13 protein-coding genes and 1 other RNA gene are annotated in these 14,571 nt (G+C 66.3%); 8 read left to right on the forward strand and 6 right to left on the reverse strand.

Features of this window, described 5'->3' with window-relative positions; translation table 11 throughout:
• Positions 1 to 10 precede the first annotated feature (10 nt).
• The 6 genes from RBB42_RS12965 to RBB42_RS12990 form a co-directional block, all read right to left on the reverse strand.
• The gene (locus RBB42_RS12965; RefSeq protein ID WP_305969843.1) at positions 11 to 481 is read right to left on the reverse strand and encodes an SspB family protein; all 471 of its coding nucleotides are present in this window, start codon (positions 479 to 481) and stop codon (positions 11 to 13) included.
• A gap of 64 nt (positions 482 to 545) precedes the next feature.
• The gene (chrA, locus tag RBB42_RS12970) at positions 546 to 1,790 is read right to left on the reverse strand and encodes a chromate efflux transporter (RefSeq protein ID WP_305969844.1); all 1,245 of its coding nucleotides are present in this window, start codon (positions 1,788 to 1,790) and stop codon (positions 546 to 548) included.
• Between the two features lie 481 nt (positions 1,791 to 2,271).
• Positions 2,272 to 2,621, reverse strand: a transfer-messenger RNA (tmRNA) gene (ssrA, locus tag RBB42_RS12975).
• 65 nt (positions 2,622 to 2,686) lie between these two features.
• Entirely contained in the window at positions 2,687 to 5,302 is a 2,616-nt protein-coding gene (locus RBB42_RS12980; protein WP_306043696.1) for an AAA family ATPase, read from the reverse strand.
• On the reverse strand, positions 5,299 to 6,432 hold the full coding sequence (locus tag RBB42_RS12985; protein ID WP_305969846.1) for a metallophosphoesterase family protein: 1,134 nt from the start codon (positions 6,430 to 6,432) through the stop codon (positions 5,299 to 5,301). The genes RBB42_RS12980 and RBB42_RS12985 overlap by 4 nt, the downstream gene beginning before the upstream one ends.
• Before the next feature lie 53 nt (positions 6,433 to 6,485).
• On the reverse strand, positions 6,486 to 6,872 hold the full coding sequence (locus RBB42_RS12990; protein WP_305969847.1) for a RidA family protein: 387 nt from the start codon (positions 6,870 to 6,872) through the stop codon (positions 6,486 to 6,488).
• A gap of 234 nt (positions 6,873 to 7,106) precedes the next feature.
• Here RBB42_RS12990 and RBB42_RS12995 point away from each other — a divergent pair, with 234 nt between their 5' ends.
• Genes RBB42_RS12995 through RBB42_RS13030 form a run of 8 tightly spaced genes read left to right on the forward strand, consistent with a single transcriptional unit; the run spans position 7,107 to position 14,571 of the window.
• The gene (locus tag RBB42_RS12995; RefSeq protein ID WP_305969848.1) at positions 7,107 to 8,096 is read left to right on the forward strand and encodes an ABC transporter substrate-binding protein; all 990 of its coding nucleotides are present in this window, start codon (positions 7,107 to 7,109) and stop codon (positions 8,094 to 8,096) included.
• A gap of 46 nt (positions 8,097 to 8,142) precedes the next feature.
• Positions 8,143 to 8,943: an ABC transporter ATP-binding protein gene (locus RBB42_RS13000; RefSeq protein WP_305969849.1), complete on the forward strand. Its 801-nt coding sequence runs from the start codon at positions 8,143 to 8,145 to the stop codon at positions 8,941 to 8,943.
• Complete coding sequence (locus tag RBB42_RS13005; RefSeq protein ID WP_305969850.1) at positions 8,940 to 9,791, forward strand: ABC transporter permease; 852 nt, start codon at positions 8,940 to 8,942, stop codon at positions 9,789 to 9,791. The genes RBB42_RS13000 and RBB42_RS13005 overlap by 4 nt, the downstream gene beginning before the upstream one ends.
• Positions 9,791 to 11,047: a cytosine deaminase gene (locus RBB42_RS13010; protein WP_305969851.1), complete on the forward strand. Its 1,257-nt coding sequence runs from the start codon at positions 9,791 to 9,793 to the stop codon at positions 11,045 to 11,047. Before RBB42_RS13005 ends, RBB42_RS13010 begins: the two co-directional genes overlap by 1 nt.
• The gene (locus RBB42_RS13015; protein ID WP_305969852.1) at positions 11,044 to 12,441 is read left to right on the forward strand and encodes an FAD-binding oxidoreductase; all 1,398 of its coding nucleotides are present in this window, start codon (positions 11,044 to 11,046) and stop codon (positions 12,439 to 12,441) included. The genes RBB42_RS13010 and RBB42_RS13015 overlap by 4 nt, the downstream gene beginning before the upstream one ends.
• A 27-nt stretch (positions 12,442 to 12,468) precedes the next feature.
• A complete protein-coding gene (locus RBB42_RS13020; protein ID WP_305969853.1) occupies positions 12,469 to 13,047 on the forward strand; it encodes an NAD(P)H-dependent oxidoreductase in 579 nt (192 codons plus the stop codon).
• 1 nt (position 13,048) lies between these two features.
• The gene (locus RBB42_RS13025) at positions 13,049 to 13,645 is read left to right on the forward strand and encodes an NAD(P)H-dependent oxidoreductase (protein WP_305969854.1); all 597 of its coding nucleotides are present in this window, start codon (positions 13,049 to 13,051) and stop codon (positions 13,643 to 13,645) included.
• Between the two features lie 14 nt (positions 13,646 to 13,659).
• Positions 13,660 to 14,571: an isopenicillin N synthase family dioxygenase gene (locus tag RBB42_RS13030; RefSeq protein WP_306043388.1), complete on the forward strand. Its 912-nt coding sequence runs from the start codon at positions 13,660 to 13,662 to the stop codon at positions 14,569 to 14,571.

Consider the following 14,571-nt stretch of genomic DNA (forward strand, 5'->3'; position numbering starts at 1 on the left):
GTTCCGGGGATCACTTCCGGAAACGATCGAGGCTGACCACCTCTGCGTCGTGGTGTTCCTCTTGCGGCTCGCCGCCGGGACCGTCGTCATCGGGGGGCGTCGGATCGTCGTCGCCGTCTTCCTCGTCCTCCTGGCTTTCAAAGCGCAGGCCGAATTCCACCGAGGGATCGACGAAGGTCTTTATCGCATCATAGGGGATGTACAGCCGTTCCGGAGCATCGCCAAAGTTCAGCGTGACCGCGAATCCGTCATCGCCCACATCCAGCCCGTCATACCAGTGCTGCATCACCACGGTCATTTCCTCGGGATAGCGATCGGCCAGCCAGTCGGCCAGCTCGGCATCCGGGTGACCGGTGTCGAAGGTGATGAAGAAATGATGATCCCCGGGCAGTCCGTTTTCCTGAACATCCTCGAGAACCTGCTGAATCAACCCGCGCATGGCGCGGTGCATGAGTTTGCCGTAATCGATGCCTTCGGACATTTGGGGACCTTTCTGAACGTGCCCTCACCATATTGTTTTTGACGTGAAGGAAAAGGGGCGATTGTCACACAAGCGCAAGCGCCCATCCCAGCGCCGCCGAGAGGGCGAGTGTGACAGGGACACCGCGTTTTGCCCAGACAAGCAGCAGCGTGGCAAGGGCTGTCAGGGGCAGGACTTCCCAGCGCAGCGAGTCCAGCCGGGGCAGGTCCAGCGTGACCGGGCCCAACCCGACAGGCGTGAGCGTGGCAAAGACGACATGCAGCGCAAACCAGAGCGAAAGATTGAGGATCACGCCGACGACGGCGGCGGTGATGGCCGCCAGCGCCGATTGCAGTCGGGGCCGCGCCAGCAGGTTTTCGATGTAGGGGGCGCCCGCGAAAATCCACAGGAAACAGGGCACGAAGGTCATCCAGAGCGTCAGTCCGCCCGCCGCCAGGGCCAGCCAGGGGCCGCCGTGGGCGTGCCCGGTCAACTGTCCCACGAATTGCGTCACCAGGATCAGCGGGCCGGGCGTGGTCTCGGCCAGGCCCAGGGCGTCGACCATCTGCGTGGCGTCCAGCCAGGCGCGGCTCTCGACCACTTCCTGTGCCATGTAGGCCAGAACCGCGTAGGCCCCGCCAAAGGTGACGACGGCCAGCTTGGCAAAGAACAGCGCCAGGTCGAACAGCAGGTCCTGGCCCGTCAGCCAGAGGATCGGCAGGGGCATGAGCCAGAGCGCAGCCCAGAGCAGGATCGTTGCGGGGCGTGTCCGACGCGTGGCGGGGTCCGGAGGTGTCTCTGACGGTGCGGCGGCCCGGCAGGCGCCCCAGAGCGCGGCCAGCGCGATGATCAGCGGAAAGGGCAGGCCAAGCAGGAAGATCGCAAGAAAGGACAGCGCGGCGACCAGGTAGTCCGCTGTTCCCTTGAGTGCCTTATGCGACAGCCGTACCAGCGCCTGTGCCACGATCACCACGACGCAGGCCTTGACGCCCAATAGCAGCGCCTCGGTCTCGGGGCGCGCACCATACTGCGCATAGAACAGCGCCAGCAGGGCGATCACCACGGCGCCGGGCAGCACAAAGAGCCCGCCCGCGATCAGTCCGCCGGGAATGCCGCGCAGGCGCCAGCCGGCATAGGTGGCAAGTTGCATCGCCTCGGGTCCGGGCAGCAACATGCAGAAACTCAGGGAGCGCAGGAATTGCTGTTCCGTCAGCCAGGGCCGTTCCTCGACCAGTTCGCGGTGCATCAGGGCGATCTGCGCCGCCGGGCCGCCAAAGGACAGAACCCCGATACGGCCAAAGACTTGAATCAGCGTGGAATAGGCGGTCATGACCTCGGGGCCTAGCAGCGGGGGACGACGCCGGTGTGACAGGTCGGCGCCCCGGGTCAAGACCCGCAGCAGGTGATCAACAGCCTGCGATCCAATATTCAACCTCCGGCCCGCGCAGGATCCGCACCGCCTCGACGCCCTCGAAATAGTCGCCTTGGTAGCGGATGCCATAGTCGCCCTTGGCCCGTTTGCGCCCGTCGACCGTCTCGTAGAAGACATAAAGCTTGGCATTGTCGCGGTGGCGCAGGCGTTTGCCGTCGCTGAGCGGGTTGATGCGTGACCTTGACCCCGGTTCCCATCAGCCATTTTTGACCCGGACATCGTCGCGCGGCGAATGTTTGACCATGATTTGCCAGGTCCGGCTTTCGCAGGGATCGACGATCACGAGGTCCCGACTGCGGTCCGCGACCGCGGCGGACCCGGCGGGGACAAGCAGACAGGCGGCGCGCCGGGTATGCTGTCGGGGATTCTCATTTGGGAAAGTGCAGGCTTCTGTTGCCAGGTGCCTGCGAACCCCGCCTTACGCGGCTAGGCGCAAGGGCTTAGATTTCGGTCTTTCGGACTGCTTACGCAGCCAGAGCAACCGGAGCACGATTGTTGTTGGCAATTGTACTTAGCGAACCGATAACGGTGGTATCTCACCGGGACAAAGCTACATCTTTACGCGTTCGTCGATCCTATTTCGGCCCCATGATCCCCCAACAAAGGATATATGGTGGAGCCGCCGGGTACCGCCCCCGGGTCCGATCCGTTTATTACATGCGCGTTTATGCCCATAGTCCCCGAAGGGACAGGGTGAATATAGGGATGCCTGCCGCGATTGCAAAGGGGATTCGTCTGCGTCGGAGGCCGCAACCTCGCTTTCTTTCAATGATTTCGGGTCGCGGGCGGCGCGCTCATCTTTCCAGCAGGCTGTCGGGCGCCGGATCCATTGCGCGGATCTGCAACTGTTGCCCGCCGAGGTCGCGGAAAGCGCGCTGGCGACAGGTCAGGACAAGGATCTGCACGTCCGAGGCCTGGCGGTGCAGGGCGTCGAACATTCGTTCGATCCGGTCATCGTCGGTATAGACCAGCGCATCGTCCAGGATCACCGGAGCCGCGCGTCCGTCCTCGGCCAGCAGACGGGCAAAGGCCAGCCGCACCAGCAGCGCCAGTTGTTCCTGCGTTCCGCCGGACAGGATGTCGATCGGCTCCTCGGCGCCGTTGCGGATCAGGTTCCGGGGCAACAGGTCGGTGTCGTCCCAGTCCAGCTGCGCCTCTGGCCACAGAAGGTGAAGCAGGGGGCGCAAGGCATTGGCAACCGGTGTGAAATAGCGATCCCTTGCGGCGATGCGCGCGGTCTCCAGGGCGGTTTCGAGGCGGCGCAGGACGGCCACGTCCCGGGTGATCCGGGCCAGATCGGCCCGCGCGGTTTCAAGATCCTGTGCCAGATCGGCCAGCCGTTCCTCGACCGCTCCTTCGGCGCTGCGGCGAACACGTTCGTCCAGGCGAGCAAGATCGAGGTTCAGTCGCGCGATGGCCTCTTGCGCGGAGGTCTCGGCGGATTGCGCCCGCGACAGCGCGGCCCGGGTGCTTTCGAGATCGGGCGCCTCGGTTGCGGCCTTGGCGCGGGCTTCTTCGGCCTGCGCCAGGGCCGCCTGCGCGGCGTCGTGCTCTGCTTCGGGTGTCTCGGGCGCCTGCGCGAGGGCGGTTTCCGCCCGGGTCTGACGGTCAGCCGCCGCCTGCGCGCCGGCAAGGGCGTGGGCGGTCTCGGTACGCGCGGCCTCGAGTTGGTCACGCGCGGTTTCCGCCTGGATCTCGGCCTCTTGCCGGGCGTTCTCGGCCTGACGGAGCGCGGTTTCCGCCGCCTCTACTGTGGGTGGTTCGGGCGCATCCGCCGGCAGGGGCGCGGGCAGGGAGGTCAGCCGTTGACGCAGGGCCTCGGCCCCGTCGGGCGCGAGGGCGCGCAGGGTGGCGGTGATCTCGGACAGGCGGCGCTCGGCCTCGCCGCGCGCGCGGGCGGATTGCCGGGCAGCGTCGATGTCGGGCAGATCAAGTTTCCGCAAGGCGGCCGACAGAGCCTCGCTTGCGCTGTCGACCGCGGTATCGTCGCCGGTATCGCCGGGGGTGAGGGTCAGCTTGCCGAGGCCGGGCAGGTCCAGCGTCGTGACCCGCAAGAGCGGCATCGCCCTGTCGCCTGGCAGTGGCTGGCCATCCAACGTGATCGCCCCGTCGCGCCCCGCCGCGTAAGAGACTTCCAATCGCGCGGCGCTGGCGGCCTGCAGGGCGCGGGCCTGCTCCAAGGCACGGGCCAGGCTTTCCAGCCGGTCGATCGCCTTGGCATCGGGGCCTTGAGACGCCTCGCGGCGGGCGGCGTCGGCCTGTTGCCGAAGTTCCCCGGCCTCGGCGATGCGCCGGGTCAGTTCCTTTCGCTGATGCTCGGCCTCGCGGGCGTGCCGCGCCTGTTGCGCGAGGCGCAGTTCGGTTTCCGCCTCGGCCAGTCGGGCACGGGCGTTTTTCAACGCCTCTCTGGCCTGCAACGCGGCGCGTTCGGCCCCGGTCTGCGCGGCCTCGGCATGGGCCTTGCGTGTTCCGGCCGCCTCGGTGGCCCGCGCCGCCTCGTCGCGTTCGGCCAGCGCCACGGCACGCGCCTTGCGACGGCTTTCCAGCCCGTCCAACCGCAGGCGCGCGGTCTCGGCGGCCCGGGTGAGCGTATCGAGCTGCGCCGCATGGCGTTCGGCACGGGCATGCGCGGCCTCGGCCTCTGCCAGCCGGGACTGCCGGCGCGCGGCGGCCTCCGGCTCGGTCAGCTCTGCCAGTTCAGACCGGGCGCGGGTGCGGGCGGTAAGGTCATGGCGCAGTTCGGCCGCCAGCTGATCCAGCCGGTCGTGTTCCGCCTGCAGCTCGTCGACGCGGTCCTGGGCCGCCTTCCAGGGGCCGGTCTTCAGCGGGCGCCCGGTGGCGGTGGCATAGCGGCCCAGTTCCTCGCGGCAGCGTTTCAGCGCCGCGTCCATGCGGGCGCCACCGGTCATCGTGTCGACCTCGCCGGCGATCGACGACAGCAGGTCGCGCCGCGCCTCACGGGCCGTGTCCTGCGCCTTTTTGCCGTTTTCGTCGAAACCGGTCAGCCCCTGCCGCACCCACAGAAGCCCGGCGGGCCCGCCGGCATCGGCGGCGGCCAGTTGCGAAATCCAGGCTTCGGCGGCATCGGCCTGGGCAATGAGGCGCCCGTCCTGCCAGACATGAGCGCGCGGCTTTGACAGCCAGCGTTTGGCCAGCGTGAAACGCCCCTCGGCCGTCTCGATCTCCGCCAGCACCTCGGGCGCGCCCTTGGCATGGGGCTGGAGGGCCTTGATCTCTTTGCCGCTGCCGCCGTGCGCGGTGAAGAACAGCGCCTGCAACCCGTCAAAAAGCGTGGACTTCCCCTGTTCGTTCGGGGCGCTGAGCACGTTCAGCCCGTCGGCCAGCCCCTCGATCTGGACGGGCGCGGTGAAGCGGCGCAGGTTCTGGACGGCGATACGGCGAAGTTTCACGCAGGCTGCTCCGTCACATAGGCATAAAGCCGGGCCAGCGCCTCGGCGGCGATGCCGCGATCCTCGGCGGAGAGGTCGGGGTTCTCGGCTTCGGTCTTGAGCGTCTCGGCGGCCTGGCGCAGGGCGCCCGCGTGGTCGATCGTGTCGAGATCCACGTCGTCCAGCAGCGCGCCAAGGCCTTCGGTGTTCAACGTCAGCCAGGCAAAGTCAGGTGCGGCGTCATTGGCCGCACGCGATAGGTCAGCGCGCTGCGCGAGGCTGGCCCAGCCGGTGGCCCGGACCCGCATCAGCACATCGCGGCGTCCGGTGGCGGGCAACAGCGCCTCCAGCGCCGCAGCGGTGTCCAGCCCGGCCTGTACCGGCAATTCCGTTTCGGTCCACCAGAACTGGCCGGTCTCGACCTCTGCGACCTGCGGTATCGCGCCGGGCGCGTCTATGGTCACGGCCAGGCACAGCCCGCGCCGCCCGTGCTTGAACCTGTCCTGTTCCGGCGTGCCCGGGTAGTGCGTGCGGGCGTCGATCTGCAACCGTCCGTGCCAGTCGCCCAGCGCGAGATAGTCCAGGTTGGCGCGGGCCGCACGGTCGGGCGGAATATGCGCGCCCGTATCCTCGAAATCGGTGACGCCGCCGTGGGCAAGCGCGATCCGCAGCGCGCCCTCGGGCGTTGGCAGGGCGCCAAGCCCCTCGGTCAGATCGCGGCCCGGGGCGCGGTGGGTGACCGGGATCGGCAGCAGGCTGGCGCCATCGGCCATCATCCGGGGCGCGGCGTCCAAAAGGGGCCGCACGTTTCCCGGGGCCTCGGCCAGCATCCGTTCCCAGAGCGGTTCGGCATTGGCCATGTTGTCGTGGTTGCCGGGCAGCAGCCACCAGGTCAGGCTTGCATCCTCTGCCATCGCGGTCAGCGCCTGGCGCAACACGGTCGGAGAAGGCGTGGCCGTGTCGAATGTATCGCCTGCCAGCAGGACATGCGCCGCGCCGGTATCGCGGGCGGCCTGCGCCAGCCGCGCGATGACGCCGTGGCGCGCCTCCATCAGGCGCCCGCGGATGTTGCCATCCTCGGGCTGGGGGATATTGGCAAAGCGGCGCCCCAGGTGCAGGTCCGAGGCATGGATGAAACGGAAGGCGGTCATGGCACTCTCTTTGGGCGGCACTCTTTCAGGGAGGTCGGCAGAGTGCAATCCGATCAGGGGCGCAGGGCGGTGACTTCGACTTCGACCAGGAATTCGGGCCGGGTAAAGCCCGAGACGATCATAAGCGTCGAGGCCGGCAGCACGCGCGCGTCCGCGAGCCAGGCATCCCGCGCGGCCATGTAGCCCTGCATGTGATCGCGGTGCGTGACATAGGCATTGATGCGCAGGGCGTGATGTTTCGACGTTCCGCCCTCTGCCAGGATGGCGTCGATATTGGCGAAACAGAGCGCGGCCTGCGCCTCGGGGCCTTCGGGCACGCTGCCATCCATGGCCAGCGGCAACTGCCCCGATGTCAGGACAAGGTTTTCGGTTGCGACGCCGTGGGCATAGCGGGCGAAGGGGGCGGCGATCGTGTCGGGGATCAGGCTGTCGATTGGCATTTCTGGGGCTCCGTTGTGCTGGGGCACATTGGCGCCAGAGCGCCAAATTGACCAGATCTCTTTCGAAACGCGCTTTCCGGGCGCCGCATAATTCAGCGGGCGCGCCGTAACTGCATGAATTCTGTGCGTCTTCCCGGAAAAGCGGACCATCCGGTCAGAGATGCCGATTGCCCGGACTGTGGCGCGCTCTCAGGGTCGGCGCAAAGACGCAAACCCGCGACAGAGAGGTCCTCCATGAAGTTCACTGCCCTTGCATGTGCCGCGGCCGGCACACTTGCCGCGCCCGCCTTTGCGGAATCGCATCTGACCGAGGTCGCCTTTGGCACCAACTGGCTGGCCCAGGCCGAACATGGCGGGTTCTACCAGGCCGTGGCCGATGGCACCTACGAGGCCTGCGGGCTCAAGGTCTCGATCCTGCCGGGCGGTCCGCAGGTGAACAACCGCGCGCTGCTGCTGGCGGGGCGGATCGACTACCACATGGGCGGCGACCTGCTGCAGGCCTTCAACGCCGTGCAGGAGGGCATCCCGGTGGTCTCAGTCGCGGCGATCTTTCAGAAACACCCGCAGGTCATCGTGACCCACCCGGGCAAGGCCGAGAGCTTCGAGGATCTCAAGGCGCTGGATCTGCTGATCGGCGACAACGGCTATCAATCCTACTACCAGTGGATGATCGCGGCATATGGTTTCACCGCCGAACAGCGCCAGCCCTATACCTTCAACCCCGGGCCCTTCCTTGCCAACGAGGATACCGGGATGCAGGGCTACCTGTCGTCCGAACCCTACCTGGTGGAAAAGGAAGGCGGCTTTACCCCGGATGTCTTCCTGATCGCCGACGCGGGCTATTCCACCTATGCCTCGACGATCGAGGTCATGGCCGACACGATCGCCGAGAAGCCGGACGAGGTCAGCTGTTTCGTCGATGCCTCGATCAAGGGCTGGTACACCTATCTCTATGGCGACAACGCGGCCGCCAACGAGATGATCAAGGCCGACAACCCCGAGATGACGAACGACAAGATCGCCTTTGCCATCGAGAAGATGAAGGAACACGGCATCGTGGACTCCGGCGATACGCTTGAGGCAGGGATCGGCGTCATCACCGACGCGCAGGTCGGCGATTTCTACGCCAAGATGGTCGAGGCCGGCGTGATCGGCGAGGTCGACTGGCAGTCCGCCTATACCACGGAGTTCGTGGGCAAGGGCGTAGGAATGGACCTGAAGTAAGGAAAGGCCCGGGTCGCGGCTCGACGCGATCCGGGACAGCGATGCGATGATACCCTCCCGCCAACCCTTGGGCCAACGCCCTGAACTGCTCAAGATGGCGCAGGTGGAAAAGACATTCCACGGCGGCGTCATCGCCTTGCGCAACATGAACCTGACCGTCAACGAAGGAGACTTCATCTCGTTGCTGGGGCCATCGGGCTGCGGCAAATCGACGGCGCTGAAACTGGTCACGGGGCTGATGCAGCCGACATCGGGCCGCATCACCTGGACCGGTGAGGAGGCTGCCGGGGACAAGGGGGCAGGGGATCTGGGAGTTGTTTTCCAGGAACCGACGCTGATGCCCTGGGCGCGGGTGATGGACAATGTCTACCTGCCGTTCCGAATCCGAGGCGTGCCCTTTGCCGAGGTCCGCGACGACGTGCTGGAGGTTCTGCGCCTTGTGGGGTTGGAGAAATTCCAGCGCGCCTTTCCGCGTGAACTGTCAGGCGGCATGAAGATGCGCGTGTCCATCGCGCGGGCTCTGGTCACGAAACCCCGGCTGATCCTCATGGACGAACCCTTTGCCGCGCTGGACGAGATCACGCGCTTCAAGCTGAACAACGACCTGTTGTCGTTGCGCGAAAAGATCGGCTGCACGGTGATCTTCGTCACCCATTCGGTCTTTGAAAGCGTCTTTCTCTCCGATCGCGTGGTGGTCATGGCAGCCCGGCCCGGGCGGGTGATCGAGGAACTGACCGTCGACGCGCCCTATCCACGCAGCGAGGCGTTCCGCACCTCGGCGGAATATGCACGGTATTGCCGCCTGGCATCCGATGCACTGCACCGCGCCACGGGAGAGGCGGCATGAGCATGACGGACACCAAGACGCCCCTGGTCGATCACGAAGAAGCGGCGCGTGCACGGCGCGAACAGGTGCTGCGGATCGCGAAATGGACGCTGCCCTCGCTGGTCATGGTCCTGACGCTGCTGGGTTGGCACCTCTATGTCACGCTCTCGGAGGTGCCGCATTACATTCTGCCGGGGCCGCTCTTGGTGCTGGACAAGCTGATCGAGGACTGGGACCTGCTGTGGGCCGCCACGCTGACCACCGGGCGGCTGACGCTGCTGGCGCTGGGGTTCGCGATCCTGGGCGGGGCGCTGCTGGCGGTGGCCTTCACGCAGTCGAAATGGATCGAGATGTCCTTCTTTCCCTACGCGGTGATCCTGCAGGTGACGCCGGTGGTGGCGATTGCGCCGCTGTTGCAGATCTACCTCGACAGTCCCTTTGTCGCGGCCTTGCTCTGTGCCTGGATCGTGGCGTTTTTCCCGATCCTCTCGAACACGACCGTCGGGTTGAAAAGCACCGACCGCAACCTCGAGGACCTCTTTACCATCTACGGGGCCAGCCGCTGGCAGCGGCTGCGCCATCTCGCGGCGCCCTCGGCCTTGCCCTACTTTCTCTCGGGTCTCAAGATCGCGGGCGGGCTGGCGCTGATCGGGGCGGTGGTGGCGGAATTCGTGATCGGCCGCGCCGGGACCGGGCTGGGGCTTGCCTCGACGCTGCTCGAGGCGTCCTACCGGTTCAACTTCGGCAGGCTCTACGCGGCGCTGATCCTGATTTCCCTGATGGGCGTGACGATCTTTGCGGTCATGAGCCTGATCAGTCACCTTGCGCTGTTCCGCTGGCACGAAAGCGCGCTGAAAAAGGACGGTTGATGGATTTCACTTCTCTGCCGCACGGGGCCTTCACCCTGGCCAATGTCACCGTGCCCGCCTGTCTTGTCGGGCAGGAGGGCGACCTGGTCCGGACCGACATGGGGATCGAGGCGGGCCGCATCGCCGCGCCGGGGGGGGTGGCCGTGGACATGCGCGGTGCGATGGTCCTGCCGTGCTTTACCGACATGCACACGCATCTGGACAAGGGCCACATCTGGCCCCGCGCATCCAATCCCGATGGCACCTTCATGGGCGCGCTGACCACCGTGCGCGCCGATCACGTCAACTGGACCGAAGAAGACCTGAAAACCCGCATGGGCTTTTCCCTGCGGAGCGCCTGGGCCCATGGCACCAAGCAGATCCGGACGCACCTTGATTCGATGAACGGGCAATACCTGCGCAGCTGGCCCGTCTTTGCCGACCTGCGCGAGGCATGGGCCGGACGGATCGAACTGCAGGCCGCCAGCCTGGTCTCCTGCGAGGCCTACGGCACCGAGGAATACCCTGAAATCACCCGCACGGTTGCGGAATACGGCGGCGTTCTGGGCATGGTCACCTACCCGGTGCCAGATCTCAAGGAGCGTCTGCTGGGGCATTTCGCGGCTGCCGACACGCATGGGCTGGACGTGGATTTCCACACCGACGAGACGATGGATGCCTCATCCGAAACCCTGCGCATGATTGCCGAGACGGTGCTGGAAACCGGCTATCAGGGCCGCGTCGTGGTGGGGCATTGCTGTTCGCTGTCGACGCAGGACGAGGCGCGGGCGCTGGACACGCTGGACCTTTGCGCCAAGGCCGGACTGCATGTGGTCAGCCTGCCGATGTGCAACCTTTACCTGCAGGACCGGGGCACCGGCACGCCGCGCCGCCGGGGCGTGACGCTGGTCCACGAAATGCGGGCGCGGGGCATCCCGGTCAGCTTCGCCTCCGACAACACGCGCGATCCGTTCTATGCCTATGGCGACATGGACATGGTCGAGGTCCTGCGCGAGACCACCCGTATCGCCCACCTGGACCACTGCGAAACCGACTGGATCAAGAGCTTTACGCTCACGCCAGAGGCGACCTGCGGTTTCGGTATCAGCGCGCTGGAAGAGGGCGCGCCAGCCGACCTGGTGATCTTTCGCGCCCGCGACTGGACCGAGTTCTTTGCCCGTCCCCAAAGCGACCGCATCGTGTTGCGCGGGGGCGAGGCCATCGACCGCAAGCTGCCCGACTACTCCGACCTCGACAACCTCTGGAAGACCTCATGACCGCAGATATCACCGCCGCCAAGGCCGCATTGGCGCACCTGGACCTCGTAGATGCCGAAACCCCGGTGCGCGCCGCCTCGCGCGATTTCTTCTGGTATTCGCCGGTACTGAAGGCGCGGCTGGATCACGTCACGGCGGATTTCGTCGTTCGCCCCCGGACCGAGGCCGAGGTGATCGAGGTTCTGAAAACCTGCTATCAGCACAACGTGCCGGTGACGACACGGGGCGCGGGCACCGGCAATTACGGACAGGCCATGCCCTTCGAGGGTGGCTGTGTCCTGCACCTGAGCCGGATGACCGAGGTCAAGGAAATCGCGCCGGGCCGCGTGGTGGTGGAGCCCGGCTGCCTGCTCAAGGATCTGGATGCCGCCTGCCGTGAAACCGGGCAGGAAATCCGCATGTTCTCCTCGACCTGGGCGACGGCGACGATCGGCGGATTCATTGCTGGCGGTTCCGGCGGGGTCGGGTCGGTCACATGGGGCAGCCTGCGCGACCTGGGAAACATCATCCGCCTGCGCGTGGTGACGATGGAGGCCGAGCCGCGGGTGCTGGAATTCACCGGCGAGGAACTGGCCCGCGTCAGCCACGCCTATGGCACCAACGGCATCATCACCGAGATCGAGATGCCGCTGGCGCCGGCCTATGACTGGATCGACATCTTTGTCGCCTCCGAGGACTTCGGCGCCGCGATGGCATTTGCCGACGATCTGGCGAATGAGGATGGCATCCTGATCAAGCTGGCCAGCGTCTACGAGGCGCCCACGGCGCACGCTTATTTCCAACGTGTACGCCCACATGTGAACAAGGGCGATCACCTCGTCGGGTTGATGGTGGCACCACATGGCATGGACGGTTTCCTGACCTTCCTCGCGCGACGGCCCGGAGTGCGGATGATCTATCGTTCCGACGATCACGACTGGCCGCGCCGGCCGGGGCCGGTGTTCGAATACGGCTGGAACCACACGACGCTGCGCGCGCTCAAGGTCGATCCGTCGATCACCTATCTGCAGGTGCGCTATGGGTTTCCGGATCACCGGGCGCTGGTCGAGGAAATCCGCCAGACCTTTCCGGGGGAATGCATCCAGCATCTCGAGTCGATCCGGGCGAATGGAAAGGTTGGCTTTGCGGGGCTGACGCTGGTCAAGTTCAGCACCGAGGAGCGTCTGGACGAGATCGTACGCATCCACGAGGAAAAGGGCGCGCTGGTCTTCAACCCGCATCGCTACACGCTGGAGGAAGGCGGGCGGCAGTCGGTGGACGACAGGCAATTGGCCTTCAAGCGCGAAGCGGATCCCAAGGGCCTGCTGAACCCCGGCAAGATGATTGCCTGGGACGATCCCGACTGGGGGTATGAGCGCATGTATGCCTATCCGCGCATGCAGGCCGCGGAATGAACCTGGCTGTCGGGAGGGCGCGCTGAGATGCGGGCGCTTGTTCTGTTTGCCCATCCCTGTCCGGAAAGCCTGTCGTCGGCGCTGCATGCCCGTGTGGTCGAGACGCTGGAGGCGCGCGGCTGGGACGTGGATGACTGCGACCTCAATGCCGAAGGCTTCGATCCGGTACTGACCGAGGCCGAACGGCGGGGCTATCACGAGGTGCCGGCAAACCTTGGCCCCGTGGCAGAGCACGTCGAGCGTCTGCGCGCGGCGCAGGCGCTGGTGCTGGTCTTTCCGGTCTGGAACTTCGGCTTTCCGGCGATCCTGAAGGGATATTTCGACCGGGTCTTTCTGCCCGGGGTTTCCTTTCGGTTGGAAGACGGGCGGGTCAAGCCGAACCTGACGCATATCACCCGGCTGGCGGCGGTCACGACCTACGGCGGGACGCGCTGGCGTGCCTTCATGGCGGGTGACCCGCCGCGAAAGATCGTGCGCCGGGCGGTCTGGCACGTCACCCGGCCCGAGAAGATGCGGTACCTGTCTCTGTACGGCATGAACCGGGCGACGGAGGCGCAGCACGCGGGGTTCCTGGACCGCGTGGAACGCGAAATGGCGAGGTTCTGACATGCGGGCCCTGGTGGTTTACTGTCATCCCTCACCCGAGAGCTTTACCGCCGCGGTGCGGGGCATGGTGCTGTCGCGGCTGGAGGCCCGAGGCGCCGAGGTGCGGGAGCATGATCTTTATGCGCGCGGCTTCGACCCAGTGTTGTCGCCCGGGGAATGGGCCGGCTACCTGGAGGAGCCGGGCAACCGCACCCCGGTGGCCGCGGAGGTGGAAGACCTGCAATGGTGCGACACGCTGATCTTTGTCTACCCGACCTGGTGGTACGGGTTGCCGGCCTTGCTGAAAGGTTGGTTGGACAGGGTGATGCTGCCGGGCGTGGCCTTTGAAATGCCCAAGGCAGAGGGGGACAACATCGCGCCGGGGCTGACGCAGATCACGCGGCTGGGGGTCTTTACCACCTGCGGGGCAAGCTGGTGGTTGACGCGCTGGATCGGCGCGCCGGGACGCAGGACGCTCTTGCGCGGGGTGCGCTTGCTCTGCGCTCGGCGCTGCCGCACCGCCTTTGCCGCGCATTACCTGATGGACAGTTCCAGCCCGGCCAGCCGCGCCCGCCACCTGGCCCGGTTGCACCGGGTGCTGGACCGGTTCCTGGCATGACAACGGAGGCAGACATGATCCCGGTACTGGACTGGTCGCTGTACCAGAACGACCCCGAAGGGGTCAGCGCGCGCCTGGGGGCGGCCTGCCGTGACACCGGGTTCTTTTGCCTGACGGGGCACGGGGTGCCAGAGGCGGAGATCACGCAGGTCTTTGAGCAGGCCGACCGGTTCTTTGCCCTGCCCGAAGCGGAGAAGGCGGCGTTGGACATCGCGCATACACCGCACAACCGGGGCTGGGCCAGGATGGGCAGCGAGCGGCTTGACGAGACATCGGGGCAGGTGGATCGCAAGGAAGCCTTCAACATCGGGCTGGACCTGGCCGAAGACGATGCGCGTGTGCTGCGCGGCGAGCCGTTCCGGGGCGTGAACGTCTGGCCCGATCTTCCCGGGTTTCGTGAGACCCTGCTGGGCTACTATGACCGGGCAAGGCAGCTTGGCGTGGCGCTGCACGGTGCCTTCGCGCGGGACTTTGGGCTGGACCCCGGCTATTTCACGCCGCATTTCACCGCGCCGATGGCGACGCTGCGGCTGTTGTCCTATCCGCCCGCCAGCGGCGCGGACGGAGAGATCGGGGCCGGGGCGCATAGCGACTACGGGTCGATCACCCTGCTGATGACCGATGGCGAGCCGGGACTTCAGGTGCAGGCCCTGTCCGGGGACTGGATCGATGTGCCGCATGTGCCCGGCGCCTTTGTCGTCAACATCGGCGATTGCCTGATGCGCTGGTCGAACGACCTGTACCGATCCACGCCGCATCGCGTCCTGCCCCCGGCGCGGGCGCGCAGGTCGGTCGCGTTCTTCCTGGATCCGAACCCTGACAGCGTGATCGCAGCCCTGCCGGGCACGGGCAGGCCACGCTACGCGCCGATCACCGGGGCCGAGTACCTGCGGTCGCGGCTGGACGCCACATACAAAGGAGATTGA

It is taken from the genome of Mameliella sp. MMSF_3455 (genome assembly GCF_030733205.1).
In the GTDB taxonomy this organism is placed as follows: domain Bacteria; phylum Pseudomonadota; class Alphaproteobacteria; order Rhodobacterales; family Rhodobacteraceae; genus Antarctobacter.